Source organism: Mycolicibacterium anyangense (assembly GCF_010731855.1).
GTDB classification, from domain to species: domain Bacteria; phylum Actinomycetota; class Actinomycetes; order Mycobacteriales; family Mycobacteriaceae; genus Mycobacterium; species Mycobacterium anyangense.
In genome coordinates, this window is record NZ_AP022620.1 from 5480158 (window position 1) to 5506073 (window position 25916).

A 25916-nucleotide genomic window follows, 5' to 3' on the forward strand; every position below is an offset into this window, starting at 1 on the left:
CACCCCACCAGACTGCCAGGCCGTACCGACAAGGAGCTCAGTCGATCGCGGTGAAATCCACCCACAGATGCCGCGGCCCCCGGAACACCTGGTTGTGCCGATATGGCGGCGGATCCACCACCAGCCGGGGCGAGCGCACCCGGCGCAGGAAGATCTCCAGGGCGACGTTGATCTCGAGCCTCGCCAGCGGACCACCGAAGCAGGTGTGGATACCGCTGCCGAAACCCAGGTGCTCGTTGCCCTCGCGCAGCGGGTCGAACCGGTCGGGGTGGGCGAACTTGCGGGGATCGCGGTTGGCGGCCGCCCACACCAGGAAGACCGCCGAGCCGGCCGGGATCCGGGTACCGCCGATCTCGATGTCTGCCGTGGCCCAGCGGCTGGGGAAGAACTGGACCGCTCCTTGCAGCCGCTGCACTTCTTCGATGGTGCGCGGGATCAGGTCAGGGTTGTCCCGGACCAGATCCCACGATCCTTGGTTACGCAGCAGCGTCATCACACAGTTGGTGATCGTGTTCACCGTCGAGTCATGTCCGGCAACCAGCAACAGCAGCGCGTTGGACTCGGCGACCTCCTTGGACACCGGGCCGTCGGGACCGTCATCGTGCAGCGCCGCCGAGAGCAGGCCGGGCCCCGGCTCACGGCTGATCCGGTCGACCAGATCGTGGACGTAGGTGCCCAGCTCCACCATGCTGGTGGCAGCCTTGGCCGCGGCTGCCCGGCCTTCCTCGGTGTGCGCCTCCGGGCCGACGTCGGCGCCCTGCATGAAGTCGGTGACCCAGGAGTGGAACTGCGGCTCGTCGGCGATCGGCGCACCCAGCACCCGGAAGATCACCGACACCGGGATCGGGTAGGAGAAGTCCTCGACGACATCCATCCGGGTGGAGCCCCGGGCCTTCACCGTGTCCAGCAGTTCGTTGGCGAGGTCGGCGACCATCGACTCCATGCTCGGGATCAGGTCGGGGGAGTGCGGCGGGCCGAAATGCCGCATGAACTGCCGCCGCATCGTGTCGTGTGCGGGCGGGTCGGAGACCAGCATGCTGGCATCCCGCGCCTGCGCTGCCTCGGTGGGCTCCAGGTGGGTCTGCTTCTCGCCGAACAGTCCCGACGGGCTACGGCTGATATCCGAGCTGATCCGCGGATCGTGCGACAGCGCAAGGGCTTCCGGATAGCCGGTGACCACGTAGGTTCGCTCGGAGACCTTGGCCACCGGCGTCTTACGCAATTCCTCGAAGTAGGGGTAGGGATTCGGCCGGTTCTCGAATTTCATCGCCTCGGCCCAGGCGGTTGCGGCATCCATGGCGGCGTTCTCCTTATGCGCGCGGCCGGAACTCGGCGCTACGGTCGGTCGGGTCGTGTCCGGTGAGCACCACGTCGGGGTTGCCCGCGGGCTCACGCGGATCGGGGAATCGGGCCGGCATCACCTCGGCGTCGGCCGGCCGGTCGTAGCCGGGGGGCGGGGGCGGGAAGGGCGCCGACTTCTCGATCAGGGAGGCGTAGTACGGCAGCCACTTCCCGTGGTTGAAGGTGACTGCACCGACGATCCGCCCGCGCTTGCCGTAGGCGGCGGCGAATCGGCGCTCCGACGGCGAGCCCTGGGTGAACACGATCTCGTCACCGAACGAGCACACCCCGACGCTTTTGATGTTCACCCCGAACTGCCCTGACCAGAACGACGGCAACGGCAGGTGCGGGCGTCGGCCTACCTCCAGGTGGATCATGTTGTTGGCGGCCACTTCGGCGCCGAAAACGGCGTTGTCCCAATGCTCCTGGGCGATGAACTCATAGTCGTAGAGGACGTGCGGGGCGCGCGCGACATCGCCGGCGACGAAGATGTGGTCGGTCACCACACCGTTGATGTCGAAGGCTCGGCAGCCCGCGTCGCACCCCACGCCCCACGGCCCGGCGGCCAGGCCGGCCCCGTCGAGCCATTCGACATTGCGGATCGACCCGAGTGAGGCCACCACGACGTCCACGTCCAGTACGGAGCCGTCGGAGAGGTGCGCCTGCCGGACATGTCCGGAGCTGTCACCCGAAAGTCCCTGCACCGCAACGCCGGTGCGCAGGTCCACTCCGGCGTCGCGCATCATGCCCGCGGCGATCTCGCTGATGACGCCGCCGAGGGCGCCCATCAGCGGGCCCTTACCGCGCTCGGCGACGGTCACGTTCAGGTCCAGGTCCCGGCACACCGAGGCGATCTCGGAACCGACGAATCCGGACCCCACGATCAGCACCCGCTTGGGTCGCGCCTTGAGCGCGGCCGACAACCCGGTCGCGTCTTCGACGGTGCGCATGGTGAACACACCCTGCAGTGCACCCTCTTGCGGGTTGGGCCACGGCCGGGCCCGGGTACCGGTGGCGATCAGCAACCGGTCGTATCCGATGTCCTCGCCGTTGGCCAGCTTGACCACGTGGTTGATCCGGTCCAGGCCCACGGCGGCCACTCCGAGCTTCCAGGTGGCGTCCACCGGGCGCAGCCGGGGCAACTTGGTGTGGTCGGCCGGCACCCACCCCTTGAGTACCTGCTTGGACAGCGGCGGGCGATCGTACGGTTCGTGCGGTTCGTCGCCGATAATCGTCAGTGACCCGTTGAACCCCTTGTCCCGCAATGCTTCTGCCGCTCGGAGGCCGGCAAGGGAGGCGCCGACGATCACGATGCGGCCCTCGGCGCGAAACTGTTCGACGACCTTGTCGAGCTGGTAGCCGCCGGCCTTGGGGGCGCTCACAGCGTGTTCCGGTCCGCGGGCGGGTCGGCCTCGACGATGATGGCCTGCACGGGGCAGGATGCCGCCGCCCGCAACACCCGCTGCCGTTGTGATTCGTCGGGGTTCGGATCGTAGGCCAGCGCCTCTTCACCGACGAGTTCGAGCACCTCGGGCGCCAACGGCACGCATTGCGCGTACCCCTGGCACTTGTTCAGATCGACGACCAAGCGCATGGGCGCTGAGAATAGTTGGCTGTGCTGGCCAAGTGCTGAATTTCCGGCCAGCTCTTAGAGAACGCTGGCGATCTCCGCCTTCATCGGAATGCCACACCGCTCTCGCAAATCCTTACCGGGCTGGCGAATCGCCTCGAGCTCATCATGGACCTGCGGGTTCGCCGCGAGGTAGTCCTTGGTCCGCTGCTTGGCGTCGGCCTTGCTCAAACCCTGCAGGCTGGTGAGGAAGTCGTTGACATCGGGATGAGTGAACAGGTACGTCGTCATCGATGCCGACACCCCGGTCATCACCGCGGTGACGTCGGCTGCGGTGCAGTTGGGGGCGGGATCAGCAGCCGCTGTTCCGGCGGCGCCGAGTAGAACACCGCCGGCACTCAGAATCACTGCGGCGGCGCGGCCCATTGAACGAGTTGCAGACTTCATGCGGCTCCTAAGTCCCGATATTCGGCTTGTGCTGAGTTTAGCGACGCGAAGTCGGTACCATTCGCTCATGCCACGGATTCGTCGATTCTTGCTTCTTCCCGCCGCCGGGATCGGCGCCGCGGCCGCGGTACTCGCCGCCCCCCTCGCCTCCGCCGACACCACCATCGCCCCGCCGACCCTGCCGCAGTGCGAGAATCTGGAAGGCAGCGCGATCAGCGGTGGCCAGACCACCGAGTGCGCCACCCCGGGCAACGCCGAGATCAATGCCACACCACAGCAGTTCCCCGCGGAGGACGGGTTCTACGGCTTCCCGGTGTTCGGCTTCTGGTGACAGACGTCCGTCCCTACCGGATCGCGGTCCCCGACGAGGTCCTGACGGATCTGCGCGACCGGCTCGCCCGTACCCGCTGGCCCGAACCCGAGTGCGTCGACGACTGGAGCCAAGGCATTCCGCTGGACTACACCCGCGACTTGGCCACCTACTGGGCGCAGGAGTACGACTGGCGGGCCCGGGAGGCGGCCCTCAACCGGTTCGACCACTTCCTGACCGAGATCGACGGTCTGGACATCCATTTCATTCATCAGCGCTGCACGAAACCCGATGCACTGCCGCTGATCATCACCCATGGCTGGCCGGGGTCGATCGTCGAGTTCCACAAGGTGATCGAGCCGCTGGCCGAGGACTTCCATGTGGTGTGTCCCTCGTTGCCCGGGTACGGCTTCTCCGGCAAGCCGTCCCGCACCGGCTGGTCGGTGGAGAGGATCGCGCAGGCTTGGGCGACTCTGATGGCACGTCTGGGCTATGACCGCTACGGCGCCCAGGGCGGTGACTGGGGTTCGGCGATCACCGCGCAGATGGGCCGAAACGGCCAGGGCTGCATCGCGATTCACGTCAACATGCCGTTCGGATTCCCGTCCGGCGGGCAGGACCCCACCCCTGCCGAAGCCGCCGCGCTGGCCCGGATGGCCGACCATCTACGCTGGGGCACCGGCTATTCCGAGGAACAGTCGACTCGGCCGCAGACGCTGGGCTACGGCCTGACCGACTCCCCGGTAGGCCAGTTGGCGTGGATCGTGGAGAAGTTCTGGGCCTGGACCGACTGCGACGGCCACCCGGAGAACGTGCTGACCCGCGACGAGATGCTCGACAACGTGATGTTGTACTGGGCCACCGCGTCCGCCACGTCATCAGCGCGGCTGTATTGGGAGAGCTTCAAGAACCTGGTCGGTGGCGGCCCGGTGCCCGTTCCGACCGGCGTCGCCGCGTTCCCGAAAGAGATCGCGCCGAGCCTGCGGCACTGGTGCGAGTCGCGCTACACCATCACGCACTGGACCGACATGCCCCGCGGCGGGCACTTCGCAGCTTTCGAGCAGCCGGAACTGTTCGTCGAGGACGTCCGGACCTTCTTCGGAACCGTTCGCTAGCGGCGCTGGGCCGCCTCGGTGAGCGCGGCCGGAATGCCCGGTATCCGGGCGATGGCGTCGAGCAGGGTGTGAGCGCACAGGTCGGCCAACCCGTCGGCGTCCACCGACGGGTCCAGGATGCTCTGGCGGCACAGCTCGAAGGTGAAGGCGAGCCAGCCGAAGACGATCACCCGCACGTCCCGTTCCACCTTGGAGTCCAGCTCTCCGGCGGCGTCGATGACCGCGGCCATGATGCGTTGGGTCTGGCGTTCGTTGTCGATGTCGTCGATACCGCGCAGCACCGGATCGGCGCGGCCCATCCCGATGTAGGCCGCCCACGCGCCGTGCGGGTGCTCGGTGTCGTAGCGCATGTAGGCCAGGACTCCGGCGCGAAGGCGGTCGAACAGGCTCTGACCGTCGCTGGCCGGGGTGGTGGTGGCCTCGAACAGCCGCTCACTCTCAGCACGCACCACGGCGGCGAAGAAGGCTCGCTTGTCGGGGAAGTAGTGGTACATCAGGGCTCGCGACACCCCGGCTCGCTCGGCGATCTCGTCGATGCGCACCTCGTCGTAGGGGCGTTGCCCGAATACCTCGGCGCCCAGCGTCAGCAGCTCGGTGCGCCGGTCCTCGGGTGACAGGCGGCGTCGGGCGGGCTGGCTGGACATCCGCTCATACTGACACATGTACAACAGGTCCTGACGAATCAGGAACGTGTCACGTGCCCCGGGAGCGAAGGACGGCAGTACCTGGTAAGCGGTAGGTCTATGGCCACGATTCTGGCGTATGGCGCACCGGCGCTGGGGCACCTGTTGCCCGCGAGCGCGCTACTGCGCGAACTCGCCGACCGCGGCCACACCGTCCATCTGCGGACCTCGGCAGCCGGAGTGCAGACCGGCGAGCGGTTGGGCCTGCATGTCGCGCCGGTCGACCCGCGCATCGAGGCCATCACCAGCCCGGACTGGACCGCGCGCAGCGTCTTCGGCGTGCTGAAGATGACGATCGACGTGCTGTGCCGCCGCGCCGAGCTCGAGGTCGACGACCTGGCCTGCGCCGTCGCCGAGGTCAAGCCGGACGCCCTGATTCTCGACGCGAACTGCTGGGGGGCCATCTCGGCAGCCGACGCCGGCACTCTCCCGTGGGCGGTGTTCAGCCCGTTCACCCCGTTCCTGCGCTCCCGTGGCGTACCGCCGGTGGGTCCGGGGATGCGTCCGTGGCCCGGCCCGGTGGGTGTGGTCAGGGACCGCATCCTGCGGGCGGTGGTCTGGCAGGTGATGGACCGCCCGATGCTGCCGCGGCTCAATGCGGTGCGCACCCGGGTGGGGGCGCCGCCGGTGCGCTCGGTCGACGAGTTCCTGCGCCGGGCACCGCTGATGCTCGTCGTCGGAGGGGAACCGTTCGAATATCCGCACCCGGACTGGGGCGATCGCGTCCACCTCATCGGCGCGTGCGCATCCGACACCGATGTCGCGGCGCCGGACTGGCTGGCGGCGATCACCGATCCCGTCGTGCTGGTCACCACGTCATCGATCCGGCAGGCCGATTCGCGCCTCGGTGAGGTGGCGTTGCAGGCGCTGGCCGACGAACCCGTGCATGTGGTGGCGACGTTTCCGGCCGGTGTGCCGGAGGATCTGGCGATCCCGGCCAATGCGACCGTCCGACAGTACGTTCCACACGGCCCGCTGCTCGATCGGGCGGTGTGTGCGGTGACGCACGGTGGGATGGGGGCGACGGTGCGCGCGCTGGACCGTGGTGTGCCGGTGTGCGTGGTGCCGTTCGGCAGGGATCAGCCGGAGGTCGCGATGCGCGTGGAGGTGGCGCGCTGCGGTACCCGGCTTCCGGCCGCCAAGCTCACCCCGGCGAGGTTGCGCGCCAAGGTGTCCGAGGCGATGGCCATGGCCGACGGAGCCCGCCGGGTGGCCGCCGGCTTCGCCGCCACCGGGGGAGTGGCCAAGGGCGCTGACCTGATCGAGCAGCACCTGCTCAGCCGCAGCGCCGTGCCGGCTCAGCCGAAGTGCACGCCCTGGGCCAGCGGTAGCTCCGAGGAGTAGTTGACGGTGTTGGTGGCCCGGCGCATGTAGGCCTTCCAGGAGTCCGATCCGGATTCGCGGCCGCCGCCGGTCTGCTTCTCGCCACCGAACGCCCCGCCGATCTCGGCACCGGAGGTGCCGATGTTGACATTGGCGATACCGCAGTCCGAGCCGTCGGCGGCCAGGAAGCGTTCAGCTTCCCGCACGTCAGTGGTGAAGATCGCCGATGAAAGTCCCTGTGGCACAGCGTTGTTCAACGCAATAGCTTCATCGAGAGTCTCGTAGGTCAGCACGTAGAGGATCGGCGCGAACGTCTCGTTGTGCACGATCTCGGTCTGGGCGGGCATCCGCACCACCGCGGGCGAGACGTAGAACGCATCCTGCCCGCTGTCCCCGCCGATGTGGTGGCGTTCGCCCCCGATGACCTCGCCACCGTCGGCGCGGGCCTGCTCCAGAGCGCCGACCATGTCGCGGTAGGCGGTCTCGTGGATCAGCGGCCCGACCAGGGTGCCGTCGGCGGACGGGTCACCGATGGGCAGGCTGCGGTAGGCCGCCGCAATCCGCTGCACCAGCGCGTCAGCGATCGACGAGTGCACGATCAGCCGGCGCAGGGTGGTGCAGCGCTGGCCCGCGGTGCCCGCGGCGGAGAACACGATGCCACGCACGGCGAGATCGAGGTCGGCAGACGGGGTGACGACAGCCGCGTTGTTGCCGCCGAGTTCGAGCAACACCCGTCCGAACCGCTGCGCGACCCGGGGCCCGACCTGGCGGCCCATCCGCACCGACCCGGTGGCCGACACCAGCGCGATCCGCGGGTCGTCGACCAGCAGTTCGCCCACCTCGCGGCCGCCCTGCACCAGCCGGCTCACCGCACTGGGCGCGCCGACGTCGGCTGCGGCCCGTTCGATCAACGCCTGGCAGGCGATCGCGGTCAGCGGGGTCAGCTCGGAGGGCTTCCACACCACGGTGTCCCCGCAGACCAGGGCGACTGCGGTGTTCCACGCCCATACCGCCACCGGGAAGTTGAACGCGGTAATCACGCCGATGACACCCAGCGGGTGCCAGGTCTCCATCAGCCGGTGGCCGGGCCGCTCGGAGGCGATGGTGCGGCCGTAGAGCTGGCGGGACAACCCGACGGCGAAGTCGCAGATGTCGATCATCTCCTGGACCTCACCGAGGGCCTCGGACGTGATCTTGCCGGCCTCGATGGTCACCAGCGTGGCCAGATCGGCCTTGTGTTCGCGCAGCAGCTCGCCCAGCCGGGCGACCAACTGACCGCGGACCGGCCCGGGCGTGGTGCGCCAGGTCGAAAATGCCTGTGCCGCTTCGGCGATGGCGGCATCCGCATCATCGGTGGTGGCTTCGGTGACGGTGAACAGGACGTCACCGGTCAGCGGAGTGCTCGCCTGCAGACCGTGAACGCCCGGTTCGGCCAGCGCGACGTGCGCGCCGATGGCGTCGAACGCGCCTCGGACACGGTCGGCCAGCTCGGTCACGGTGGGCAGTGCGGTGGCGGTGGTGGTGCTCATGCGGGCGGCTCCTGGGCTGTTGCGTCGTAGAGATCGTAAGGGTCGTGGACCTGCCGGCCGATTGCCTCGGCCATCCAGTCCAGGGTGTAGCCGGACCGGTCGATCACCGCCGCGGCTTCGGTGTCGGCGTCGAGATTGGACCGGAAAATACCCGCCGCCGAGGCGGGCAGGAAGTCTTCGTAGACCACTGGCGACGACGGGTCGCCCTGGCGGTAGTAGGCCAGTCCCTGGGAAGCCATGTCGGCATCGTTGTCCGGGAAGTACTCGCCCCACACCGCAGCCGGATCGGGAGCCGCCATCGCGGCGTCGAAACGCTCACGGCCCTTGCGGGTCAGGGCCAGACCGCGCGCCTCGACTTCGCCGAAGCGCACCCGCAGGGTCCCCTCGGCGACCGTGCCGTCGGCCTCCCGGAACAGCCGTGGCTCGGCCAAGGCGCGAAAGGACGTCTGGCGCAACAACACATCGGGCCCGGTCCACCGCGGCGGACCCTGGATGGCGTCGATCATCGCGATGCCCCGTTGCGACATCCGCCGGTAGAGGTCGTCGATGTCCAGCACGCGCGGTGTCAGATGGTTGATATGGGTCGTGCTCACGCCGGCGATGTCGGCAGCCACCGCCGAGATGGCGGAAAGCTCGCCGTACCAGGCACGGTCGACGGGCTCGCCGGACAACGCGAATGACGCCACGGCGCGGGCTACGAAGTCCTCACCCGCCTCGCCTGTGCAGCCACCGTCGGCCGCGATCTGGCGGGCCTGGGCGATCAGCGCCGGGTCGAACAGCTGGCGCCGATCCAGGAACGTCGTGACGCGCCCGGCGAGGTCCTCGTCGAAGAACCGGGCATCTCGGGTGGCCAGCATGGAGGTGAACACCCGAAACGGGTTGCGGCTCAGTTCTTTCGAATCCACCGGGCGAAAAACCGTGGATACCACGGGAACCGGTGAAGCGGCCTCGCGCAGGTCGTAGAAGCCCACCGGGTACATACCGAACGCCGCGAACAGGTCTGCGACAGCGGTCAATTCGGCGGGGCTGCCGACCCGGATCGCGCCGTGGCGTTCGGCGGTGACCCGCTGCAGGGAGCCCAGGCGTTCAGCCTCGGCGTGGGCGGCGACGTAGTCGCGGTTGACGGCTTCGCTGACCTCCACCAGCGTGGTGTAGGCGGGCACTTCGGCGCCGTACATCGCCGACAGCGCGGCGGCGAACCGGGCACGCAACTGCCAGCAGTCGAGGTCGGGTGCGCTCATCGGAGACCTCCGGTCAGATAGTGTGCGGCCATGGCGGACATCGCGGAGCCGGCGCACGGCCTTGACGACATCGACCGCACGCTGGTTCGCGAACTCGTCGCCGACGGCAGGGCCACGCTGGCACACCTGGCCGCCACCACAGGGCTGTCGGTGTCGGCGGTGCAATCCCGGGTGCGGCGGCTGGAAGCGCGGGGCGTGGTGGCCGGGTACAGCGCACGGGTGGACCCCGAAGCGTTCGGGCAGATGCTCTCGGCGTTCGTCGCGATCACCCCTCTCGATCCTTCTCAACCTGATGATGCGCCCGCCCGTCTGGAGCACATCGCCGAAATCGAGGCGTGCTACTCGGTGGCGGGCGAGGAGAGCTATGTCTTGTTCGTGCGCGTCCAGTCACCGCGGGACCTGGAAACGCTGCTGCAGCAGATCCGCACCGCCGCGAACGTGCGCACACGAAGCACGATCATTTTAAACACATTTTACAGCGATCGGGTATTTCTACCGTAAAAATTACGATAGGATCGCCTAATGACGGAACTCTTATCGCGTGATGACCTGGTATCGCCGGTATCTGTGCACGCCGTGCTGGCGCGGAGCATCTTGGCCGATGGCCTGGATCTGGTGCTCGATCTGGACCGCTCGGCGGGCGCGCATCTGGTCGATGCCCGCGACGGCAAGCGCTACCTCGACATGTTCACCTTCTTCGCCTCCTCGGCGCTGGGGATGAACCACCCGGCACTCGCCGACGACGAGCAGTTCCGGGCGGAGCTGCTGCAGGCCGCTGTCAACAAGCCGTCCAACTCCGACGTCTACACCGTGCCGATGGCGCGGTTCGTCGAGACGTTCGCCCGCGTACTCGGCGACCCGGCCCTGCCGCACCTGTTCTTCGTCGACGGCGGCGCCTTGGCCGTGGAGAACGCCCTCAAGGTCGCTTTCGATTGGAAGAGCAGGCACAACGAGGCACGCGGTATCGATCCCGAGCTGGGCACCCGGGTGCTGCATCTGCGCGGCGCCTTCCACGGCCGCAGCGGTTACACGCTGTCGCTGACCAACACCGACCCGAACAAGGTGGCCCGCTTCCCCAAGTTCGACTGGCCGCGGATCGACGCGCCCTACCTGCGGCCCGGAGCCGATATGGCCGCCCTCGAAGCGGAGTCGCTGCGACAGGCCCGGGCAGCGTTCGACGCCCACCCCCACGACATCGCCTGTTTCATCGCCGAACCCATTCAGGGGGAGGGGGGCGACCGGCACTTCCGGCCGGAATTCTTCGCCGCCATGCGCGAGCTCTGCGACGAGTTCGACGCGCTGATGATCGCCGACGAGGTGCAGACCGGGTGCGGGATCACCGGCACCGCCTGGGCCTACCAGCAGCTGGGCTTCGCCCCGGACGTCGTCGCGTTCGGCAAGAAGACCCAGGTGTGCGGCATCATGGCCGGCCGCCGCGTCGACGAGGTGCCCGACAACGTCTTCGCCGTCAGCTCCCGGATCAATTCCACCTGGGGTGGCAACCTGGTCGACATGGTGCGCTCTCGGCGCATCCTGGAGGTGATCGAGGCGGACGGTCTGCTGACGCACACCGCCCAGATGGGGGCATACCTGCTGGCGGCGCTGCAGGAGTTGGCTCGGGAGCTGCCCGGCGTCGTGCGCGACGTGCGCGGTCGGGGGCTGATGTGCGCGTTCAGCATGCCGACCGCCGCCGAGCGCGACGCACTGCTGGCTGCGTTGTGGGACCGTGGCGTGATCATGCTCGGCAGCGGCACCGACACCGTGCGTTTCCGTCCCGCGCTCACGGTGACGACGGCCGAACTGGACCGTGCGGTCGCCGCCGTCCGGGAGGTATTGAGCTCCGCGGTCTAGCATTTCCGGTATGCGGCTGCCGGTGGTGCTTGTCGGAATGGCGGCGGTGCTGCTCGCCGGATGCGCGCACACCGTTGCCGGAACCGCGGTGTCCGACCCGGCGCAGGGTATCCAGCCGCTGCGTGCCGACGACACCGACCAGGTGATGATCAGTCCCACGCAATTGCGGGAGATCGTCGGCGTGAAGCTGCAGACCGACGCGGACCAGGCCAGGCCCATTCCCGGTGCATCGGCCGTCCCGGCCTGCTCGGCACTGGATGCCGCCGGGATGGCGGCCTTCCTCGGTGACAAGTGGTCCGGCTTTCACGTGATGCTGTTCACCGACGGTGACAAGCATGATCATGTGGTGGCCGAGGCTGTTGCCGTGTACCCCGACGCGCGCTCTGCTGCAACACAATTCGGCGTCGGCACCCAGAGTGCGAAAGCGTGCGACGGGCAACGGGCACTGAGCATCGGCGGGGACGCGGCGTGGAAGTTCACCGTCCCCGAGATCAATTCTGACACCGTGCGATGGAGTAAGTCGCAGTTGGCGATCCCGTTCGACTGGACCTGCTACGGGGAAGCCCGGCTGCGCAACAACGCGATCGTGCAGGCGATGGCCTGTCAGGGTGACGATGGCGGCCAGGTGGCGGTCACCACGATGACCGACCGGATGTCGGCGACGGTGTGGGAGCTGTCAGGCCGCTGAGCGCACGCCAGACCCGCGCCGGTGTCATCGGCAGGCTCCGAAGCCGGGCCCCGCAGGCGTCGGCGATCGCATTGGCCAGTGCCGGTGCCACCGGGTTGTAGGGCGACTCACTCATCGACTTCGCGCCCAGCGGTCCGAGCTCGTCGACGGTGTCGGCGAAGTACACCTCCGTGACCGGCACGTCGGCCAGTTGCGGAATGTGGTAGTTGCGCAACGCATCTGTGGTGACCGCACCGTCCGGGCCCACCCGCATCTCTTCGAACAACGCCGAGCCGATGGCTTGGGCGGCACCGCCCTCGACCTGTCCGCGGCACTGTTCGGGGTTGATCACCACACCCGCGTCGGCGGACTGGATCGATTGCAGGATCCGGACCTGCCCGGTCTCGGTGTTGACCGCCACCCGAAACGCGTGCACGTTGAACGCCACCGAGCGCGGTGAGCCGTCGTGGCGGCCGGTCGCCGCCAGCGGTCCGCGTTCGAGCAGATCGGCGAACCCGACGAACCGCGGCCCGCACTGCACACCGTGCGGACCCAGTGTGCAGGCCGATTCCGGTACCCCGGTGAGCTCGGCCGCGGCGGACACGATCGACTGCTGCAGGTGCCGGCACGCCTGCAACACGGCGCTGCCCGCCACCACGGTGCCGGCCGAGCCGAAGGCGCCAGTGTCGTGGCCGGTGGCATCGGTATCGGACTGGCGCAAGTCGACGCGGTCGCAGGTGGTGGCCAGCGCGGTCGCCGCCACCTGGGTGTGAACGGTCGACGTGCCGTTGCCGAATTCGGCGGTGCCCACCGAAACCGTATATCTGCCTTCGTGATTGACCGTCACCGAAGCTTCCGCCAGGTGTCCGCGGGGCGGGATGGTGGCGATCATCGCGACGGCCATACCTTCACCCACCCGCCACGCCGCCCCCGGTGGAGGCTCGACGCCGTTGCCGCGCCGTAGCGCCGCCTGAGCCAAGTCCAGACACTGGTCCAGGCCGTAGCTGCCGAAGGTGAGGTCGTCGGAGACCACATGCCAGTCGACGAAGTCGTCACCGGGCACGACCACGTTGCGGCGGCGAAGGTCGAACGGGTCGATACCCAGCTGAGCCGCCACCTCGTCGAGGGCGCACTCGATAGCGAAGATCACCTGGCCAAGGCCGTAGCCCCGGAAGGCGCCGGACGGCAGGTGATTGGTGTACACCGCCTGCGCGTCGACCTTCTTGTTGGGGCAGCGGTACACCGACAACGACTCCCCGCAACTGTGAAAGAGCACGCCCACACTGTGATTGCCGTACGCGCCCGCGTCGGTCAGGACGTCGACCGCCAGTGCGGTCAACACCCCGTCCGCTCCGGCGGCGACGGTCACATCCACCCGGTAGGGATGCCGGCACGGGGCGATGGTGAATTGGTCGCTTCGGCTGAACTCATAGCGCACCGGGCGGCCCAACCGCAGCACCGCCAGAGCCACGATGTCCTCGGTGAGCATCTCCTGTTTGGCGCCGAACCCACCGCCAACCCGGGCGGTGAAGACCTGGACGTCCTCCCGTGGCAGCCCGAAGAGGTGACACAGCTCGTCGCGCACCAGGAACGGTACTTGCGTGGAGCTACGAATCACCAAGCGGCCATGGTCGTCTCGCCATCCGGTGCAGCCGTGCGTCTCCAGGTGGGTGTGCTGCACCCGGGCGGTGGTGTAGCGCCCGGTGACCACCGCGCCACCCGTGGCGCGGGTGGCCTCGAGTGCGGCGCCCACGTCACCGACCTCACCGTGGACCTCGGCGACGATGTTGCGGTTCGGATCGGCGATCCGGGAGTCGGGCGTCTTGTCGCCGTGCAGCAGCGGCGCACCGTCCTGGCGGGCTCGATCCGGGTCGAACACCGCGGGAAGCGGCTCGTAGTCGACGGTTATTGCCCGACAGGCTTTTTCGGCGATCGCCAGGCTGTCGGCGACCACCGCCGCGACCCGCTGACCGACGAAGCGCACCGTATCGTCGAGGATGCGGGTGTCGTCGGGGTCGTCCTCGCGGGCTTCGTGCCGGGCGGTGGAGAACGCCACCGGCGGGCTGTCGCGGTGGGTCAGCACCAGGCGCACCCCCGGAATCGCCTGGGCAACAGAGGTGTCGATCGATACGATGCGTGCGTGCGGCAGCGGGCTGCCGAGCACTGCCAGGTGCAGCAGTGGCTCATCGGGTTCGAAGTCCATGGTGTAGCGCTCGGTTCCGGTGACGACCCGCACCGCGGCGGGCGGGCTCACCGAGCGCCCGACGTCGGCGGCCTGTGCCGGCTTCTCGGTGTTGGTCCGGCCGGCCAGGGCGTCGGTGATCGAGCGGTAACCCGTACAGCGGCATAGGTTTCCCTTGAGCTGCTCGGGCAGGTCAGCCTGCTCGGTCAGTGCCGAGGCGGTGACGATCATCCCGGCAGTGCAGAACCCGCACTGGAAGCCGCCGGCGTCGACGAAGCGGCGCTGGACGGGGTGAAGATCCTCCGGTGTGCCCAGCCCGGCGACCGTGGTGACCTCTCGGCCGTGGGCGCGGTACGCCGGAACGATGCACGAGTGGGCCGGCTCGCCGTCGATCAACACCGAGCAGGCACCGCAATCACCGGCGTCGCAACCCTTCTTGACGTCGAAGTGCCCATGCTCGCGCAGATAGGTGCGCAGGCACTGGCCCGGCCGGGGCTCGTCGTTCTGCTCGATTCCGTTGACCCTGATCATGCGAGCTCCGCCATGACTTGGCGGCCCAACAGCAGCGCCATGGCGCAGCGCCAGTCCGGGTCGCCGTGTGCGTCGTCGGTCCACTGATCGTCGGGAATCCCGGCGTGCGCCGCCCGCAGGTCGTCCTCGGACGGTGGGGCCGGGAAACGCCAGACGTAGGGTCGCACCGTCGCACCGGTCACCGACACGACACAGCGGTCCCCGTCGGTCGCACTGTCGCGCCGGCCGATCACGACGACACCGGATCGCCCGATGGTTGACGGTGCGATCTTGCGGTAGGCGGTCCGCCCCCGCAGGGCCGCCGCGGGCAGGTGTACCGAACGCAGCACCTCGCCGGGTATCAGCCGATTGGTCGCGGCACCGGTGATGAAGTCCACCAACGGCATCCGGTGTTCGGTGCCGTCGGGGCGCCAGATCAGCACGTCACCGTCCAGCGCGCTGCACAGCGAGATCATCGAGCCGGCCGGGAAGGACAGGCAGAGGTTGCCGCCGACGGTGGCGGTCTTCCACACCTTGAACGAGGCTTTCAGTGCACCCGCGCACTCGCGGAACAGCGGCGCTGACGGCCATTGGGGGCGCCGCGATCGAAGCTGCTCCGACAGTGCGGCGATCTGCTCGACTGTGCAAGTCGCGGCGATGTCGATCCCGTTGTCGCTCAGGCAGATCGGCTCCCAGCCCAGGGTGGTGATGTCGACCAGCCTGCGCAGGTGCGGTTGTGGTTCGGAGAACAGCCAGGTGCCACCGGCCAACACCGCGTCACCGGGGCCCAGTGGCCACACGTCGGCGCGCTGTGTGGGGGTGTCGACGACCTCGACCGTGGGGAGATCCACGTCAAGAACCTAATCGCAGCGCCGCCCACCCGCACCCGCAAGCGCAGGAAGGCTCACAGCCAGAGGGGATAATCTTGTTGTTCATGTCCGATGGGCCCACCACTGACGCGGGCGTCGAACACGCCCTGGCCGGCGGGACTCCGCAGCGGGTCGGCTGGTTCCGCTTCTACTTCGCCGACGAACGCTGGGAGTGGTCCCCTGCGGTGGAGCGGATGCACGGCTACGATCCCGGCACGGTGCAGCCGACCACCGAACTGGTGCTGTCGCACAAACATCCCGAGGACTACGGCCAGGTCGCCGCGACGCTGGAGGAGATCCGGCGCACCTCCGGCGCGTTCAGCACCCGTTATCGCATCGTCGACACCCGCGGCGACGTCCACCACATCGTCGCGATCGGAGATCAGCTCACCGATGAGGATGGCACGGTGGTGGGAACCCACGGTTTCTATGTCGACGTCACGCCGAGCTTGCAGCAGGACAAGCAGGACCTGCTCGACGAGGCGGTCGCCGAGATCGCCGAATCGCGAAGCGCCATCGACCAGGCCAAAGGCATGCTCATGGTGGTCTATCGGATCACCGCCGACACCGCGTTCGAGCTGCTGAGGTGGCGGTCCCAGGAGACCAACGTCAAGCTGCGGGTACTCGCCGAGCAGATCGCCACCGACTTTCTGGGTCTGGACTACGACGAAGTGCTGCCGCCGCGGGCCGCCTACGATCATCTGCTGCTCACCGCGCACAGCCGGATACCGGGCTGACATACGCCAAAGGCCCGGCCGAAGCCGGGCCTTTGGTCAGGAGAAAGCTTTACTGGTTGGCCTTCTGGCGCTGCTCGGCGGCCTTCGCCCCGGCGCGGGCGGCCTCGGCCTCAGCTTCCTTCTTCGCGGCGTCGCGCTGTGCTTCGGCCTTGTCCTGCTGCGCTTTGCCCTCGTTGATGAGGTCATTGCGTCCGGTCACCGTGCCAACGGCTTCCTTGGCCTTGCCTTTGACGTCTTCGACGACGCCCTTGATGGCTTCGGCAGGTCCGCTGTTGTTGTTGTCAGACATGTCTTCCTTCGGATCAGTAGCTGCGGATCAGTGAGATCAGCTTTTCCTTGCTGAGTCCGGAATACCCCGAGATTCCGAGTTGCTTCGCCCTCTTCTTGAGCTCGGCGACGGTCCATCCCTCATAGGCGCAGGACCGGCTGGGGCGAAACAAGCGGATGTCGTCGGCACCCGTCGCGTTCGCCATGGCGATGTTCGACACTCCCTACCCCCTTTGCTGAGGATTACCAATTACCTCGCAAAGGCCTGTACCCACCGGCATGCAGGGGTCAAACATCTCCCTGACTAGCGGAGTTCGTCCTGGTCAGGATCGTCGACGACCAGGCGTTGCTCATGCCAGTCTGATTCGTTGCTCTCCAGGGGCCGCTCGGAGATGTCCGGGGGTGTGGGCTCGACCACATCCTGGCGCTGTTCGACGGCATCGGCCACGGGCACCTCGTCGGGAATCGAATCGCTCATCGATCGCCAACATACCCGTGACTGTGCACCTGTTTCACTGACACCAGGGCGGGTATCGCGGTGGCCATGACGTCATTGTGGCTCGACCGCGCCCAGGATCACCGAACCACGACTGCCGAGGTTCCCAATGCCGAGGTGGCCGTCGTCGGGGCGGGGATCACGGGCTTGGTGACGGCGGTTCTGCTGGCGCGTGGCGGCAAGCGGGTGGTGGTCATCGAAGCCCGGTCACCCGGTGCGGTCACGACCGGCAACACCACCGCCAAAGTCAGCCTGCTGCAGGGCACCCGGTTGTCGAGCATCTCCCAGCGGCACTCGATGGACCTGGTCCGCCAGTACGTGGAAGGCAACGCCGAAGGGCAGGCCTGGTTGGCGCAGTACTGCTCAGAGCGCGGGGTTGACCTACAGCGCGAGGACGCCTATACCTACGCTCAGTCCGATCGCGGATTGCCCTCGGCCCGAGCCGAATTCGAGGCGGCGCGAGCGGCGGGTCTGGGTGTGGAATGGGTGGACCGGCTGGACGTCCCGGTCCCGTTCGCCGGCGGGGTGCGGCTGGCCGGCCAGATCCAGTTCGACCCGATGCCGTTCCTCGACGCCCTGATCGCCGAACTGCACGACCGCGGCGGCCGGCTGATCACCGGTCATCGCGTCTACGCGGCCTCGACGGTGGGTGGCCGGGTGCGACTGGCGCTGCGCGACGGCGACGACGCCGAGCGGATCGCGGAGGCAGACACGTGCGTGCTGGCCACCGGGACCCCGATCCTGGATCGGGGCGCCTTCTTCGCCCGGTTGCATCCCAGCAGGTCCTACTGCGTCGCCTTCGACGTTCCCGGTGCCATTCCGCGGCCGATGATGTTGTCCACCGACGAGCCCAGTCGATCGGTCCGCTACGCGCCCGGCGCCGACGGCGAACGGCTGATCGTCGGAGGGGCGGGACACACCGTGGGTCGCAAGGACAGCCCGCGAACCTCCTACGACGAACTCGTCGGTTGGACCACGCGCTATTTCCCGGGTGCCGAGCCGACCCACTACTGGTCGGCCCAGGACTACGTGGCCGTCGACGAACTGCCCTACGTCGGCCCGCTATTGCCGGGCAGCGACCACTTCTTCGTGGCCACCGGGTTCGCCAAGTGGGGGATGACCAACGGCGTGGCCGCCGGCCTGCTGCTGGCCAAGCGTCTGCTGGGCGGTGAACCCGCCCGCTGGGGGCGGGCCTTCGACAGCTGGAGCGCCCACGAACTCACCGGCATCACCACTGCCATCAAGGCCAACCTCGAGGTCGGTTGGCACCTGGCGGCCGGTTGGGTGACGCCGATCGCCCGGCGGGACGGTCAACTCACCGACGGATCCGGGGTGGTCAGTGGACCGCCCTGGCACATGGCGGCCCGCAGCATCGTCGACGGTGTCGAGCAGTGCGTCTCGCCGGTGTGCACCCACCTCGGCGGCGTGCTGGCCTGGAACGATGCCGAGAAGTCATGGGACTGTCCGCTGCACGGTTCGCGCTTCAGCCCGGACGGCGCCGTGCTGGAAGGTCCTGCCAGCCGCAGCCTGTCGCGATGAGCCTTGCGGGCGCAACGTTTGACCGGGTAACCCCCGGGTACGCCCCGTTCAGACGGAGGAGGAAACGCGGTGAGGATTGCGATGATCTCCGCTCACGCCAGTCCGCTGGCGGCCACGGAGGGAGTCGATGTCGGCGGTCAGAGTGTCCGCGTCGCTGCACTGTCGGCGGCGCTGGCCCGGCGCGGCCACGAGGTCACGGTCTACACCCGACGCGACGACCCGAAGCTGCCCGACCGTGTTCGCGGCACGCAGGGCTACACGGTGGTGCACGTGCCCGCCGGGCCGCCCCGCGCACTGCGCAGGGACTCGACGTTGGAGTACCTGAGCGACTTCGCCGACTATCTCGACGCGCAATGGGCCCAACGACGGCCGGATGTGGCCCACGCCCACTTCTGGATGTCTGGGCTTGCCTCCCTCCTGGCGGCGCGCAAGAGGGATGTCCCGACTGTGCAGACGTTCTACACCCTCGCTTCGCTCGAGGACGGTGCCGGCGTGGCCCGGGATGTCACCCCGGAGGCACGGTTCAAGATGGAGCCGCTGGTGGCCAAACAGTCCACCTGGGTGACTGCGACGTCCACCGACGAGGTTTTCCGACTGATCCGGCTCGGGCGTTCTCGATCACGGATATCGGTGGTGCCGTGTGGCGTAGACCCCGACAGATTCACCACTGCCGGTCCGGCGGCCGACCGGAAGGACAACGTGCGTCGAATTCTCTCGGTGGGAAAGTTGGCTCCCCGAAAAGGTTTTGACGCCATGATCGCCGCCCTGCCGTTGATACCTGATGCCGAGTACGTCGTCGTCGGCGGCCCGCCGGCACGGCAGCTCGATACCGACCACGAAGTGATCCGGTTGCGGGCGTTGGCAGATCGGATGGGCGTGAGTGATCGAGTGACCTTCACCGGTGCGGTCGCCCACGCCGATATGCCTGCCTTGTTCCGGTCCGCCGACGTCGTCACCTGCACTCCGAGTTATGAACCCTCTGGCATGGCGCCGTTGGAGGCCATGGCGTGTGGTGTGCCGGTGGTCGCGTCCGCCGTGGGCGGGATGCGTGACACGATCGTTCATGACGTCACTGGTCATCTGATCGCTCCCGGGCGGCACAGGGAACTCGCGGAAGCCGTATCGATGTTGCTGCGCGATGGGTTTCTGCGCCGCAGCTTTGGCTTGGCCGGCCGCGACCGGGTCTGTGCCCGCTACTCCTGGGACCGCATCGCCACCGACACACTCAGGGTGTACGAGAAGGTCGGCAGTGGCCATACCAGCCGAGCGCAGCTACCCGTTGGCTGACCAGACGCGTGGTGTCCTGCGTAACAATGTGGCCTCACCAGGTTTGACGCACTCGTGACGACGGGTATCACAGGCCCACCATGATGACGACACTCGCACCGAGTACCCGGCCGACCGGAACGCCACACGATCATGGATAGCCCAACCCTGTACTGGAGTAGTGTCGGGGCGACCGTGCCGGGAGGCCAGATGACGGATGGCGAGAGCCAAGGCAGCGCGCATCAGCGAAGCGCAGGCGCTGTCGAATTCAGGATCGGCGCGCGGGTGGAGAACCTCGCCGTGCTGCGGACATTGATCGGTGCGGTCGGAACCTTCGAGGATCTCGATTTCGACGCGGTCGCCGATCTGCGGCTCGCTGTCGACGAGGCCTGTACGCGGCTCATCCGATCGGCCGCCCCCAACGCCACGCTGGTGATCGTGGTCGATCCGCGTGACGACGTCGTCGTGGTGGAGGCCTCCACCGAGTGTGACACCTACGACGTGGTCACCCCCGGTAGCTTCAGCTGGCACGTGCTGAGCTCGCTGACCGACGACGTGCAGACATTCCACAACGGTCACGAGCCCACTGGCGACGGGCAGATCTTCGGCATCACTCTGACCACGAGGCGGGCAGGCTCCGCGAAGTGAGTCCCCGATCGGCCAATAGTTCGTCGCCCCGGACGAATTCCGAGTATGCCGACGTCCCGGACATGTTCCGGGAGCTGGCGACGCTGCCGGCGGACTCCCCGGAGTTCCAGCGCCAGCGTGACCGGATTGTCCAGCGGTGCCTGCCGCTGGCCGACCACATCGCCCGTCGATTCGATGGTCGTGGCGAGCCGCGCGACGACCTCGTCCAGGTAGCCCGCGTCGGTCTGGTCAATGCCGTGATCCGGTTCGACGTCGAAACCGGTTCGGACTTCGTGTCCTTCGCGGTGCCGACCATCATGGGTGAAGTTCGACGGCACTTCCGGGACAACAGCTGGTCGGTGAAGGTGCCCCGGCGGCTCAAGGAATTGCACCTGCGACTGGGCGCGGCCACATCCGAACTGTCCCAGCGATTGGGCCGGGCGCCGACCGCCAGCGAGCTGGCCGAAGAACTCGAGATGGACCGGGAAGAGGTCATCGAGGGCCTGGTCGCGGGTAGCTCCTACAACACGCTGTCGATCGACAGCGGCGGCGGCGGCGGTGACGACGATGCCCCCGCGATCGCCGACACCCTGGGGGATGTGGACACCAGCCTCGATCAGATCGAGAACCGGGAAGCGCTGCGGCCGCTACTCGCAGCGCTTCCGGAACGCGAGCGAACCGTGCTGTTGCTGCGATTCTTCGAATCGCTGACCCAAACTCAGATCGCCGAGCGGGTCGGGATCTCCCAGATGCACGTGTCGCGGTTACTGGCTAAATCGCTAGCTCGGCTCCGGGACGAGCTGCAGTAGCCTGCGGGGCTCGCCGTCGAGCAGCGTGATGGCTTCCGGCACGGTGCCTGCGACCGGCAGGACCTTGTCCCGATCGCAGACCCGCAGCAGCCTGGCTACTGCTTCGCCGGAGACCAGCGCCCACCGGGCGCCGGAGTGTGCACAGCGCACATTGATCGTGTGCAAGGCCGAAAAACCGGCGGTACCAAAGAATTCCAGCGTGCTCAGGTCCAAGACCAGGCGCACGCCATCGGCGGCTGACTGCTCGACATACGCGGCGAACTCGACCGAGTTCGACGCATCGAGCTCACCGGAGACGGTGACGATGCCGACGGCCGGATCCGGCCAGTGGGTAGTGAAGCGGGCGGCGTGGCAATCAACGGACTGCTGTGCAGCCGAACGCTCCGGACGATCTGTTCCTAATACAGGCATGGTGACTCCATCAGTCGAAGGATTCGTACTGTGGATCACGTCAAGGTGGTTACCCGTGGGTGTAGGGAGTTGGTGCCTTCCCACACGTCAATGACGTTGTTTCCGGGCGGCTGTTAACTCAACCTGTTCTCGACCCTACTCCGGATGCCCGGCGAAAGACAGCCGAAGCGGCACATCGTCACTTCTGCCCGTTTCCGAAATTGACCCTCTGGTAAGTGGCTAGGGTGCCGGTGTCAGCGGGCCACCCAAGATGTTGCCGACGATGCCGCGAATCACGTTGCTGCCGTCCTCATTTCGCAGATCCGCATACCACTGTTCGGTGGTCTGCGGATCCTTGGCGTGCATCAGGTCGCACCGCTTGCGCGCCCGTAACACCAGGTCAGCAGCCCGCTCGGTGCGCGATCCCTGGTAGGCGGCCAGTGCTGCGTGTACGTCATCGGGGTGGTCGCGCAGCGCCCACTGCAGGGCGATGGCATCCTCCATGGCCGAACAGCCGCCCTGTCCGATGTCCGGTGTGGTGTTGTGGGCGGCGTCGCCCAGGACCGCCACCCGGCCCTTCACCCAGGTGTGGAACGGGTCCAGGTCCAGGATCTCGACCCGGTTGGTGGTCAGTGGGTCGAGCCCGTCGATCAGCGCCTGCACCCCCGGTGCCCAGCCGGCGAAATGTTCGCGCAGTACCTCGCGAGCCGAAGCGCGGTCGTAGTCGGTGCCCTGTGGTTCGAGCACATCGAAGAAGAAGTAGAACCGGTTGCCGGCCACCGGCATCACCGAAACACGTTTTCCCGCACCGACATACGTGGTCCACCGAGTCGCCGGGCCGATCCGTTCATCGACCTGGACCAGGCCGTTGTAGTTGACGTATCCGGCGTAGCGCCGCGTCACCGGATGGCCGAGGACATACTCGCGGGTGATCGAACTCGCGCCGTCGGCACCGATGATGACGTCCGCCTGCACCGTCGTCCCGTCGGCGAAGGTGGCGGTCGCGGCGTCTACGCCGTCGCGCACCTCGACCATCTTCATGCCGAAGTGGATGTCCTCGATGCCGTAGGCCTGCATCAGCATCGACTGGAGTTCGGCCCGCGCGATCGGGTAGGGACGCTGGCCCACTTCGTCGATCAGCGGCTGCATGCCGAACAGGCACATCGTCTCGCCGGTGAAGCCGTCGACGTAGCTCATCTCCTCGACCATGCCGCCCAGGGCTGCGGTCTGCTGTTCCAGGCCCAGATAGTTGAGGCACTTCACCCCGTTGGACCACACCGAGATGGCCGCGCCGACCGGTTTGTTCTCGGTGACCCGCTCGTAGACCTCGGTATCGATCCCGATCCGGCGCAGCGCGATGGCCGCGCTCATACCGCCCATGCCCGCGCCGATGATCACGACCTTCACCCGCTCAGCTCCCTCGGTACGTTGAATAGGAATAGGGCGACAACAGCAGCGGCACATGGTATTTGCCTGCTGCATCGGTGATGTCGACGGTGATGACCACCTCCGGGTAGAAGGTGTCCACACCCTGGGTGGCGAAGTATGCACCGGTGTCGAAGTGCAGCCGGTGCACACCGGGGGGCACGTCGCCGCCGAGACCGGCGATCCGGCCGTCGGCGTCGGTGGCCGCGCTCGCGGCGTCACCGTCGAGGGTGACGGTGACCCCGGTGGCGGGTTTACCGGTGGTGGCGTCCAGGACGTGGGTGCTCAGCTGTGCCATGTGCTCAAGCCTGCCCCACGGGAGGCCCGCTCAGCAGCCGTTGCAGCCGCAGCCGGTTGATCTTGGCCAACTCGTTGCGCATCACCCGCCGCTCGGTCTCCGGGTCGTTGCCCAGCCGGTCGACGAGGATGGCGAGCAGGTCGTCGGCCGAGCGGCCGCTGGCGCACACCAGGTACACGTAGCCGAACCTGTCTTCGTACTCCCGATTCTTTTCGGCCAGTTGGGCTTTCACCGCAGTGTCGGCATCGGTGACACCGGCCTGCTCGCGTTGCGAGGACGGGTTGTCCGGGCGATCGCCGATGCGGGGGTGGCCGTCGAGCGCGGCGTCGAGTTCGGCATCGGGGAGTTCGGCCAGCACCCGGTCGGCCCGGTCCAGCACGGCGTCGACGTCCCCGAATGGGCCGCCGGCCAGCACCCGGCGCGCCCAGATCGGCGACGAACACACCTCGAACAGCGCGTGCATGCGCTGGCGGTCGGACAGTGCGTTGAAGCCGTCCAGACCCAGGACTCTCACGTCAGCTCGTTGAGTCGGTTGAACCGGGCCGCCGCGATCGGGTTGGCGTCGGCGACCAGTTCACCGAACCGGTAGTTGGCGATCTTGGCGATCTCGATGAGCGCGAACGCCTTCTCCGCGCTGGCCGAGTTGTCCATCCGTGACCAGCCGTTGCGCAGCACGTTCTCGAACGGCTTGGTCTCCCGGGCACAGATCACCAGCGGGAAACCGAAGTGTTCCCGGTAGGCCCCGGCCAGCTCGACCAGGTCGTTGTGGTCCGCTTCGCCCAGGCTGCTCAGCGCGATGTGGTCGACGGCCAGCACCCGCCCGCTCTCGTCCTCGGCGCCGAGGTCGGGGAAGGCGTTGATCAGTTCTTGCTGCTGTTCGGTGGAGCCGGTCAGGAGCGCATCCTGGAAGGCCTCCCGCAACTGCTGGGTGTCGGCGAACGGCCGCTGCTCGAAGGCGCGCCGCACCGCCCAGGGAACCCCCTGCACCACATGGCCGAATACCTCGGTGAACCGCTCCTCGGTCATGGCGTTGACCTCGTCGAGGGTGATGGTGCCGCCTCCGGCCACCCGCGGGCCCCGGCTGCCGGTGTGGAAGAACACGATGTTGAGCAGGATCGCGCTGACGGCGCCGATGCTGATACCGCTGCCGAAGAGCAGGTTGATACCGGCGGGCATGCCCTTGGCGATATCCGGATAGGTGGTCACCCACAGCGCCAGCGCCAGGCTGGTGGTGACGATGATCAGATTGCGGTGATCGGTGAAGTCCACCTTGCCCAGCGTCTGGATGCCGACGACGGCCACCGTTGCGAACAGGGTGAGCGCCGCGCCGCCGAGCACCGGATTGGGGATCGAGGCGACGACGGCGGCCACCTTGGGCAGGAAGCCCAGCAGGATCATGATCGCTCCCGCGGCGGCCACCACCCACCGGCTCTTGACCCCGGTCAGCCGGACCAGGCCCACGTTCTCCGAGAACGCGGTGTACGGAAACGAGTTGAAGATGCCGCCGATGGTGGTGGCCACCCCGTCGGCCCGCAGGACGTTGCCGATATCGGCCGCGGTCACCCGCTTGCCGACGATCTCGCCGGTGGCGATGGTGCTGCCGGTCGACTCCACCGCCGTGATCAGCAGCACGATGATCATCGTCAGGCAGGCCACGAAGTCGAACTTGGGCATGCCGAACAGGAACGGCTGGGTGAAGCCGATCGCCGATGCCTCACCGACCTTGTCGAAGTTCATGTCGCCCAGCCCATAGGCGAATGCGCAACCGATCACCAGGCCGAGCAGGACCGCGATGGTGGCCAGGAAACCGCGGAACAGCCGCTGGATCGCCACGATCACGACGATCGTGCCCAGCGCGTACAGGAACCACCGGATGTTGGCCGGGTCCTTCTCGTGGGTGTGCGGATTGGTCACCGCGTCCATGGCCCCCACGGGCACCAGACACAGCCCGATGATGGTGATGAGCGTTCCCGTCACGACCGGCGGAAAGAACTTGAGCAGCTTGATGAAGATGGGTGCGATCAGGAAGGTGAACACGCCTGCGACGATCACCGCACCGTAGACGTAGAGCATGCTCGCCGAACCGCCGCCGTGGGCCAGTCCGATCGCGATGATGGGGGAGACGCCGGCGAACGTCACACCCTGCAGCAGCGGCAGCCGCACACCGATCTTCCACACCCCGACGGACTGCAGGATGGAGGCGATTCCGCAGGTGAACAGGTCAGCGGTGATGAGCTTGACCAGCTCCTGCTGGGACAGTCCAACCGCGCCGGCGATGATGATCGGCACCAGTACCGCGCCGGCATAGAACGCCACCACGTGCTGGAACCCGTAGGTCGCCAGCTTGGGGATGGGCAGCACCTCGTCGACCGGGTGCACACGCTTTGACGAAGGGGTGACCATGGTGGACATGCCCCCAAGGAT

General features: G+C 67.6%; 28 protein-coding genes. 11 read left to right on the forward strand and 17 right to left on the reverse strand.

Translation table 11 applies throughout. The annotated features are described in order from the left end of the window. Positions 1-37: 37 nt before the first annotated feature. The 4 genes from G6N35_RS25865 to G6N35_RS25880 all read right to left on the reverse strand — a co-directional run bounded on the left by G6N35_RS25865 (position 38) and on the right by G6N35_RS25880 (position 3358). Positions 38-1297 carry a cytochrome P450 gene (locus tag G6N35_RS25865; RefSeq protein WP_163807198.1) on the reverse strand — a complete coding sequence of 420 codons (1260 nt, stop codon included), beginning with the start codon at positions 1295-1297 and terminating at the stop codon, positions 38-40. Between the two features lie 13 nt (positions 1298-1310). Next, a complete protein-coding gene (locus tag G6N35_RS25870; RefSeq protein ID WP_407664645.1) occupies positions 1311-2654 on the reverse strand; it encodes an NAD(P)/FAD-dependent oxidoreductase in 1344 nt (447 codons plus the stop codon). A 65-nt stretch (positions 2655-2719) separates the two neighbouring features. Beyond that, the gene (locus G6N35_RS25875; RefSeq protein WP_163807200.1) at positions 2720-2935 is read right to left on the reverse strand and encodes a ferredoxin; all 216 of its coding nucleotides are present in this window, start codon (positions 2933-2935) and stop codon (positions 2720-2722) included. A 54-nt stretch (positions 2936-2989) separates the two neighbouring features. Further along, entirely contained in the window at positions 2990-3358 is a 369-nt protein-coding gene (locus tag G6N35_RS25880; protein ID WP_163807201.1) for a heme-binding protein, read from the reverse strand. 67 nt (positions 3359-3425) lie between these two features. Between G6N35_RS25880 and G6N35_RS25885 the strand changes: the two genes are divergently transcribed. Both G6N35_RS25885 and G6N35_RS25890 read left to right on the forward strand, forming a co-directional pair. Then, on the forward strand, positions 3426-3689 hold the full coding sequence (locus G6N35_RS25885; protein WP_163807202.1) for a hypothetical protein: 264 nt from the start codon (positions 3426-3428) through the stop codon (positions 3687-3689). Continuing rightward, positions 3686-4783 carry an epoxide hydrolase family protein gene (locus G6N35_RS25890; protein WP_163807203.1) on the forward strand — a complete coding sequence of 366 codons (1098 nt, stop codon included), beginning with the start codon at positions 3686-3688 and terminating at the stop codon, positions 4781-4783. Before G6N35_RS25885 ends, G6N35_RS25890 begins: the two co-directional genes overlap by 4 nt. Here the strand turns inward: G6N35_RS25890 and G6N35_RS25895 are convergent. Beyond that, on the reverse strand, positions 4780-5427 hold the full coding sequence (locus G6N35_RS25895) for a TetR/AcrR family transcriptional regulator (protein WP_179967424.1): 648 nt from the start codon (positions 5425-5427) through the stop codon (positions 4780-4782). The two genes, G6N35_RS25890 and G6N35_RS25895, sit on opposite strands and share 4 nt — an antisense overlap. A gap of 99 nt (positions 5428-5526) precedes the next feature. Between G6N35_RS25895 and G6N35_RS25900 the strand changes: the two genes are divergently transcribed. Further along, positions 5527-6810 carry a glycosyltransferase gene (locus G6N35_RS25900; RefSeq protein WP_163807205.1) on the forward strand — a complete coding sequence of 428 codons (1284 nt, stop codon included), beginning with the start codon at positions 5527-5529 and terminating at the stop codon, positions 6808-6810. On the opposite strand, the gene amaB is transcribed toward G6N35_RS25900, so the two are convergent. After that, positions 6765-8318 carry an L-piperidine-6-carboxylate dehydrogenase gene (gene amaB, locus G6N35_RS25905; RefSeq protein WP_163807206.1) on the reverse strand — a complete coding sequence of 518 codons (1554 nt, stop codon included), beginning with the start codon at positions 8316-8318 and terminating at the stop codon, positions 6765-6767. The genes G6N35_RS25900 and amaB overlap by 46 nt on opposite strands. Then, a complete protein-coding gene (gene hglS, locus G6N35_RS25910; RefSeq protein ID WP_163807207.1) occupies positions 8315-9559 on the reverse strand; it encodes a 2-oxoadipate dioxygenase/decarboxylase in 1245 nt (414 codons plus the stop codon). Before hglS ends, amaB begins: the two co-directional genes overlap by 4 nt. Before the next feature lie 30 nt (positions 9560-9589). Here hglS and G6N35_RS25915 point away from each other — a divergent pair, with 30 nt between their 5' ends. Genes G6N35_RS25915 through G6N35_RS25925 form a run of 3 tightly spaced genes read left to right on the forward strand, consistent with a single transcriptional unit; the run spans position 9590 to position 12098 of the window. Then, the gene (locus G6N35_RS25915) at positions 9590-10060 is read left to right on the forward strand and encodes an Lrp/AsnC family transcriptional regulator (RefSeq protein ID WP_163807208.1); all 471 of its coding nucleotides are present in this window, start codon (positions 9590-9592) and stop codon (positions 10058-10060) included. Between the two features lie 21 nt (positions 10061-10081). Beyond that, entirely contained in the window at positions 10082-11410 is a 1329-nt protein-coding gene (gene lat / locus G6N35_RS25920) for an L-lysine 6-transaminase (RefSeq protein WP_163807209.1), read from the forward strand. 10 nt (positions 11411-11420) lie between these two features. Then, entirely contained in the window at positions 11421-12098 is a 678-nt protein-coding gene (locus G6N35_RS25925) for a sensor domain-containing protein (protein ID WP_163807210.1), read from the forward strand. On the opposite strand, the gene G6N35_RS25930 is transcribed toward G6N35_RS25925, so the two are convergent. Further along, positions 12043-14790: a molybdopterin-dependent oxidoreductase gene (locus G6N35_RS25930; protein WP_163807211.1), complete on the reverse strand. Its 2748-nt coding sequence runs from the start codon at positions 14788-14790 to the stop codon at positions 12043-12045. The two genes, G6N35_RS25925 and G6N35_RS25930, sit on opposite strands and share 56 nt — an antisense overlap. Continuing rightward, complete coding sequence (locus G6N35_RS25935) at positions 14787-15620, reverse strand: FAD binding domain-containing protein (protein WP_163807212.1); 834 nt, start codon at positions 15618-15620, stop codon at positions 14787-14789. The genes G6N35_RS25930 and G6N35_RS25935 overlap by 4 nt, the downstream gene beginning before the upstream one ends. 83 nt (positions 15621-15703) lie before the next feature. Between G6N35_RS25935 and G6N35_RS25940 the strand changes: the two genes are divergently transcribed. Next, on the forward strand, positions 15704-16375 hold the full coding sequence (locus G6N35_RS25940; RefSeq protein ID WP_163807213.1) for a PAS and ANTAR domain-containing protein: 672 nt from the start codon (positions 15704-15706) through the stop codon (positions 16373-16375). 49 nt (positions 16376-16424) lie between these two features. On the opposite strand, the gene mbp1 is transcribed toward G6N35_RS25940, so the two are convergent. The 3 genes from mbp1 to G6N35_RS26995 all read right to left on the reverse strand — a co-directional run bounded on the left by mbp1 (position 16425) and on the right by G6N35_RS26995 (position 17120). Then, positions 16425-16664 (reverse strand): microaggregate-binding protein 1, encoded by a 240-nt coding sequence (gene mbp1, locus G6N35_RS25945; protein ID WP_163807214.1) that lies wholly within the window; start codon positions 16662-16664, stop codon positions 16425-16427. Between the two features lie 13 nt (positions 16665-16677). Beyond that, the gene (locus G6N35_RS25950; protein WP_163807215.1) at positions 16678-16848 is read right to left on the reverse strand and encodes a Rho termination factor N-terminal domain-containing protein; all 171 of its coding nucleotides are present in this window, start codon (positions 16846-16848) and stop codon (positions 16678-16680) included. Between the two features lie 98 nt (positions 16849-16946). Next, positions 16947-17120, reverse strand: coding sequence for a hypothetical protein (locus G6N35_RS26995; protein ID WP_170313150.1), 174 nt, complete (start codon positions 17118-17120; stop codon positions 16947-16949). A 66-nt stretch (positions 17121-17186) separates the two neighbouring features. On the opposite strand from G6N35_RS26995, the gene G6N35_RS25955 reads away from it, so the two are divergent. From G6N35_RS25955 to G6N35_RS25970, 4 genes are all read left to right on the forward strand, one after another. Then, a complete protein-coding gene (locus G6N35_RS25955) occupies positions 17187-18677 on the forward strand; it encodes an FAD-dependent oxidoreductase (protein WP_163807216.1) in 1491 nt (496 codons plus the stop codon). 69 nt (positions 18678-18746) lie between these two features. Beyond that, positions 18747-19964: a glycosyltransferase gene (locus G6N35_RS25960; RefSeq protein ID WP_163807217.1), complete on the forward strand. Its 1218-nt coding sequence runs from the start codon at positions 18747-18749 to the stop codon at positions 19962-19964. Positions 19965-20153: 189 nt separating this feature from the next. Further along, positions 20154-20591, forward strand: a complete 438-nt coding sequence (locus tag G6N35_RS25965) for an anti-sigma factor (RefSeq protein ID WP_163807218.1) — start codon at positions 20154-20156, stop codon at positions 20589-20591. 62 nt (positions 20592-20653) lie between these two features. Further along, on the forward strand, positions 20654-21379 hold the full coding sequence (locus G6N35_RS25970; RefSeq protein ID WP_407664646.1) for an RNA polymerase sigma factor SigF: 726 nt from the start codon (positions 20654-20656) through the stop codon (positions 21377-21379). On the opposite strand, the gene G6N35_RS25975 is transcribed toward G6N35_RS25970, so the two are convergent. The 5 genes from G6N35_RS25975 to G6N35_RS25995 form a co-directional block, all read right to left on the reverse strand. Then, a complete protein-coding gene (locus tag G6N35_RS25975; RefSeq protein ID WP_246224515.1) occupies positions 21350-21829 on the reverse strand; it encodes an STAS domain-containing protein in 480 nt (159 codons plus the stop codon). The genes G6N35_RS25970 and G6N35_RS25975 overlap by 30 nt on opposite strands. A gap of 180 nt (positions 21830-22009) precedes the next feature. Further along, positions 22010-23176, reverse strand: a complete 1167-nt coding sequence (gene hpxO / locus G6N35_RS25980; protein ID WP_163807220.1) for an FAD-dependent urate hydroxylase HpxO — start codon at positions 23174-23176, stop codon at positions 22010-22012. Positions 23177-23180: 4 nt separating this feature from the next. After that, entirely contained in the window at positions 23181-23492 is a 312-nt protein-coding gene (uraH, locus tag G6N35_RS25985) for a hydroxyisourate hydrolase (protein WP_163807221.1), read from the reverse strand. Between the two features lie 4 nt (positions 23493-23496). Beyond that, entirely contained in the window at positions 23497-24006 is a 510-nt protein-coding gene (gene uraD, locus G6N35_RS25990) for a 2-oxo-4-hydroxy-4-carboxy-5-ureidoimidazoline decarboxylase (RefSeq protein WP_163807222.1), read from the reverse strand. Next, positions 24003-25904 carry a PbuX/PucJ/PucK family nucleobase permease gene (locus tag G6N35_RS25995; RefSeq protein WP_407664589.1) on the reverse strand — a complete coding sequence of 634 codons (1902 nt, stop codon included), beginning with the start codon at positions 25902-25904 and terminating at the stop codon, positions 24003-24005. Before G6N35_RS25995 ends, uraD begins: the two co-directional genes overlap by 4 nt. Positions 25905-25916 lie beyond the last annotated feature (12 nt).